The sequence below is a fragment of the Occallatibacter sp. genome (genome assembly GCF_049802275.1).
Taxonomy (GTDB): Bacteria; Acidobacteriota; Terriglobia; order Terriglobales; family Acidobacteriaceae; genus Telmatobacter.
The window spans coordinates 1-4,911 of record NZ_JBARMD010000340.1; the positions used below are offsets into that span (position 1 = coordinate 1).

Sequence of the window (4,911 nt, forward strand, 5' to 3'; positions counted from 1 at the left end):
TTGGCGTGCAGCAGTAGTTCACCTCGTAGTGCGACGATGCCCTGGGTACCGCATAGCTGAAGACGGCGTCTACCGCGCTGCCGCCTTTCTCCCAGTGGCTCCAGGTCAGCTTGCTTCTCGCCGCATCGACCAGAACGGTTCCAAGAATCGGACCAAAAACACCCCAGGTAGTGAGCCCGCGCGGAGCGGCGGCTGGTTTCTTGCTCGGTCCCGCATCGACTTCTTCCCGTCCGTTCCGGTAGAGCACGGTCACGCTTGAGGCGCGAACAAAGTGAAGCGGCTGGTAAGGGGTGCTGCCGAAGCTTTTCTGCAATAACGGCGTATCCTCAAAGTGCGTGGTTTCGCGCGTGGCAAAGAAATTGGGTAACTGCGGAATGGTGCGGGTCACGTAAGCGACGGCAAGACCCATGATTCTGCGCTGCTCTGCAATATCCGGGGCGGGGATCGCAGGAATGTCAGATGCCGGAGGAGCAAGGAAGGCGGATCGATCAGCAAGGATCCGCAGATTCTCTGAGGCCTGTTTGCCGGGCAAAGCGGCTTTCAACTGCGAAAGCTTATCCGCGCTCAGCCTTTCCGTCAGTTCCAGGTCGGATATTTGTTGCGCAACCTCCGCGTCTGACTTTCCCTGAGCTGCGGTCAGAGTCTGCTCAAGCTGCGAAACGGTAACACGCTTCGCCGCCAGCGCAGGAATCGTGATCGCAGTTAAAAGGAGCAGGACCGTCAATCTGTACACGGCGAAGTCTCCACTATTGTCCCAGCTGAGAAAGCTTCACCGCGCGCCCAGTCCGCGCCGATTCCCGCGCCGCATCCAGAATCTGCATCACGATTACATTCGTATCCAGCGACGTCAGATCGCCACGGGGCACGATCTCGCCGCGCAGCACGGCCGAGAGATACGCCAGCGAATCGCGCTCGCGCGCGGGCAGCGGGGGAGCCGCCGATGTATGTTCTTCCGCATCGTGCTGGTGGCGGATGCGAATCTGGTCGGCGGCAACGGCGATCGCATATCCCGTTGCACCGTAGACCTCCATATCCTTGCGCCCGAACGGCCAGTTCCAAGATCCCATGATCACGGCCTGCGCATGCGGATACTGCAGGATGATGGTCGAATCGTCATCGACATTCGGATAAATCTGCGGCTTGTCGTGATTGACCACAGCCGTAACCGTCAGTGGCGTCTCGCCGTGCATCAGCCACGTGGTCAGGTCCACGCCATAGCAGCCAAAGTCGTAGAGCGCGCCAGCGCCGTTCTGTGCGGGATCGGTAAGCCAGTTGAGAAACTCCGGCGGTACGCCAATCTCCTTCGGCCCCTGGTGCCCATCATGAACAACCACGCGCCGGATTTCGCCGATGCGGCCCTCGCGCACCTCGTCGTAAGCCGCCCTGTCGCTCGGATACCACGTAGTCTCGTAGTTCACCAGCACCTGAATCTTGTGGTCATGCGCAATCTGCCGGATCGCCAGCGCATCATCAAGCGATATGGTCAGCGGCTTCTCCACCATCGCCGAGACGCCGTACTGCGCGGCAACCTCGATCGCGTGGCGATGTTCGCCGATCGAGGTGTACACCAGCACCGCCTGCGGGTGGGTCCGCTCGATCATGTTGGCCTCGCTCTTGTAGAAGAGCGAATCGGGCAGCCGGTATTTTTTGCCATACTTCTGCCAGAGCGCCGTGTCAGCATCGGCAATGCCGACCAGTTGGACATCTGTGTGCTTCGGAAGCTGGCCCAGAAAGCCTTCAACGTGCCCATGCTCGAGGCCCACAATGGCCACCTTCAGCGGTTGCGGCATTTCGGCCTGGACGCGGAGTGGCGCGGCAGCAAACAACGCGATCATGAACATTGCGATGAACGGAAGACGACGGCGAGAAATTAGAGTGCGCATCGAGATTGGACGCCTCCTGCGGCCCTGATTCTACAGGTCGTGGCCTTGACCACCTGCAGTAAAGACGTGCCAAGGTTGACCCAGGTTCGGTGCGCGAACAAAGCGCGTAAACCGGCGGATCACAAAATCCGTCAATCCACTCATGGGGATTGCAGCGATTCGTTTTCGGTGCCCCTGCTGCGGATACAGGACTCTGGAGGCGCCAAATACACTGGGCCTTTGTCCGGTCTGCTGGTGGGAGGACGATGGGCAGGAGGACGTCGATGCGTCTGACGTCCGGAACACCGTAAACGGCGAGTTGAGCCTTAATGCGGCCCGATTGCACTATTCCCAGTGCGGTGCCGCACACCCCCGCTTTCTGCCCTACGTTCGAAAACCAGAGGTCTCTGAGCAGTAACGTGTCTTTGGCGGTGCAGAGGCGCTCCCATCCCTGTCCGGCCGGTTTGACCGCCCCCGCAAACCCTCTTACCATGAACTGAGGCAATTCCCCCGCCACAGGATGCTGTTACCCTCCGGCGACAGCCCGCTGTAGCAGCAAGATTTGGCGCGACGCGCCCGGAAGGCAAAACGTTGAGCACCGCTGACACTCTCGAAACGAATCCAACCTCGGGTGCACCCGAGGAGTCCCATAGCCACGAAGGCCACGATCACGAACACAACCACGAACATCAGCATGGACCGGTACTCAATCCGGAATGCACGCGCGAGCTGGTGCTTGACGTTCCCGCCGACGAAGTCTCCAAGGCCTTCCGGAGCGTCACACGCAACTACCAGAAGTATGCGAAGCTTCCTGGCTTCCGTCCCGGCAAGGTGCCCGAAGCGGTGGTTCGCCGCCGGTTTGCCAACGAAATACGTAAAGACGTCATCGACAGCCTGCTGCCGGAGCGTTTCAGCAACGGAGTCCGTGAGCTGGGAATCCGGCCCGTAGGCCAGCCGCAGGTGACAGAGCTTACGGTTGACGAAGGCCAGCCGCTGCACGTCAAGGCTGTCTTCGAATACCTTCCTGACATCTCCATTGAAGGCTACGAACAGGTTGTTGTAGACAAGCCCTCCGTCGAAGTGACCGACGAAGAGTATGCTCACGAGTTGGCGCAACTGCGGGAATCCCGCGCGGTTGTTGAGCCGGTGGAAGAAGAACGCGCTATTGTCGACGGCGACTGGGTTGAGATCTCCTATAGCGGCAGGGTGAGCGACGACGCCGAAGCTGCGCCGATTAAAGGCGAGGACTCCCTTGTCGAGGTTGGCGGCAAGGATACGGTTGAAGCCTTTACGCAGGTGCTGCGTGGCGCAAGGGCCGGGCAGGAACTGCAAGCTGAAGTCATCTATCCCGCCGACTATCCCGAAGCCAGGCTCCAGGGCAAGACGGTTGCGTACGATGTAACCGTAAAGGGAATCAAGAAGCGGACCCTTCCCGAGTTGAACGACGATTTCGCCAGGGAACTGGGAAATTACGAAAGTTTGGATGATTTGCAGTCCCGTGTCCGCGAGCACATGGCAAACCGTAAACGCCGCAGCATCGAGGCCGAAACCAAGGACCGGCTGTTCGCCGCGCTGATCGAGAGATACCAGTTCCCGGTTCCGGAAAGCCTTGTACAAGACCAGATTGATGCCCGGCTGGAGCGGGGATTGCGCGCCCTTGCTGCCCAGGGCATGAATCCCGAACAGATGCGCCAGCTCGATTTCAGCCGGTTGCGTCCAGCCCAGCGTGATTCCGCCGTAGCCGAGGTAAAAGCCCACGTTCTGATGGACCGGATCGCTGATAAAGAAGGTGTTACGGTCAGCGACGAAGAATTGGACAGGGAGTTACAATTAGCTGCACTTCAGTCACGCGAACCGTACGAAACGCTGCGGCAGCGTTTGACTGATGACGGCGGTATCGCTAGAATCCGTGAACAATTGAAGAGAGAAAAGACCGCCAGTTTGCTGTATGAGAGATTGCCCGCGTAGCAGTTGCGCTGGCCCAAACGCCGTGGAGAAAGGGACTTGCATCGCCCTGCACCCCACGGCCATCAAATAGTCGGGGAGTAGCCCGGGTAAACGGGAGATATCCCCGCGAGGGACGAGACTCGAATGGCATTGGTTCCCATGGTGGTTGAGCAGACGAGTCGGGGCGAGCGCGCCTACGACATTTATTCCCGTCTGCTTCGCGATAACATCATTTTCCTCGGCACGCCGATCGATGATCAGGTAGCCAATCTTATCGTTGCCCAGATGTTGTTCCTCTCCGGTGAAGACCCCGAAAAGGATGTGCAGCTTTACATCAATTCACCGGGGGGGTCCATTACCGCCGGGTTGGCAATCTATGACACCATGCAGTTCATTCGGAACAATGTGGTGACATACTGCATAGGGCAGGCAGCCAGCATGGGTGCATTCCTGCTGCTTGCCGGGACGAAGGGCAAGCGGTTTGCACTGCCGAACTCGCGCATCCTGATTCACCAACCCTCGATGGGAGGGCTGAGCGGCCAGGCAACGGACATCGATATTCACGCGCGAGAGATCCTGCGCATCCGGGAGATTACGAACACCCTGATGGCGAAGCATACGGGCCAGCCACTCGACCGCATTGAACGCGACGTGGAACGCGACTTCATTATGAATTCGCAGCAAGCCAAGGAATACGGAATCATCGACGAAATAATCGACCGGCCGCGGACATAGCGGTCGCGCAACTGCAGGCAGTATCAAATTTGTGAGGCCAAGGGGAGCCAATAATGAAAACGCGCACGGGACCTGAAGAAGCGCTGCGGTGCTCGTTCTGCCACAAATCGCAGGACGCCGTAGCGAAGTTGATCTCGTCGCCCAGCGACTATCCACGGGCATACATATGCGATGAGTGTGTCGCTGTCTGTAACTCCATCCTTGAAGACGATCGAGGAGATGCCGCGCATCCCGCGGCCGCCGCCGGCCACCTGCCCAAGCCGCAGGAAGTCAAAAGCTTCCTCGATGACTTCGTAATCGGGCAGGACCAGACCAAAAAGAAGCTCGCAGTTGCCGTTTACAACCACTACAAGCGCGTGCAGATGAA

6 protein-coding genes are annotated in these 4,911 nt (G+C 58.8%); 4 read left to right on the plus strand and 2 right to left on the minus strand.

Features of this window, described 5'->3' with window-relative positions; translation table 11 throughout:
- Both WA354_RS11950 and WA354_RS11955 read right to left on the minus strand, forming a co-directional pair.
- Positions 1-733 (minus strand): hypothetical protein (locus tag WA354_RS11950; protein WP_472813239.1); only part of this gene is annotated, 733 nt, incomplete at its 3' end.
- Positions 734-746: 13 nt separating this feature from the next.
- Positions 747-1,883: a Gfo/Idh/MocA family protein gene (locus WA354_RS11955; RefSeq protein WP_472813240.1), complete on the minus strand. Its 1,137-nt coding sequence runs from the start codon at positions 1,881-1,883 to the stop codon at positions 747-749.
- A 142-nt stretch (positions 1,884-2,025) separates the two neighbouring features.
- On the opposite strand from WA354_RS11955, the gene WA354_RS11960 reads away from it, so the two are divergent.
- The 4 genes from WA354_RS11960 to WA354_RS11975 all read left to right on the plus strand — a co-directional run.
- Positions 2,026-2,280, plus strand: a complete 255-nt coding sequence (locus tag WA354_RS11960; protein ID WP_472813241.1) for a CPCC family cysteine-rich protein — start codon at positions 2,026-2,028, stop codon at positions 2,278-2,280.
- Between the two features lie 173 nt (positions 2,281-2,453).
- Positions 2,454-3,830 carry a trigger factor gene (gene tig / locus WA354_RS11965; protein ID WP_472813242.1) on the plus strand — a complete coding sequence of 459 codons (1,377 nt, stop codon included), beginning with the start codon at positions 2,454-2,456 and terminating at the stop codon, positions 3,828-3,830.
- Positions 3,831-3,953: 123 nt separating this feature from the next.
- The gene (clpP, locus tag WA354_RS11970) at positions 3,954-4,544 is read left to right on the plus strand and encodes an ATP-dependent Clp endopeptidase proteolytic subunit ClpP (protein ID WP_472813243.1); all 591 of its coding nucleotides are present in this window, start codon (positions 3,954-3,956) and stop codon (positions 4,542-4,544) included.
- 53 nt (positions 4,545-4,597) lie between these two features.
- A partial coding sequence (locus WA354_RS11975; protein WP_472813244.1) for a ClpX C4-type zinc finger protein occupies positions 4,598-4,911 on the plus strand: 314 nt, incomplete at its 3' end.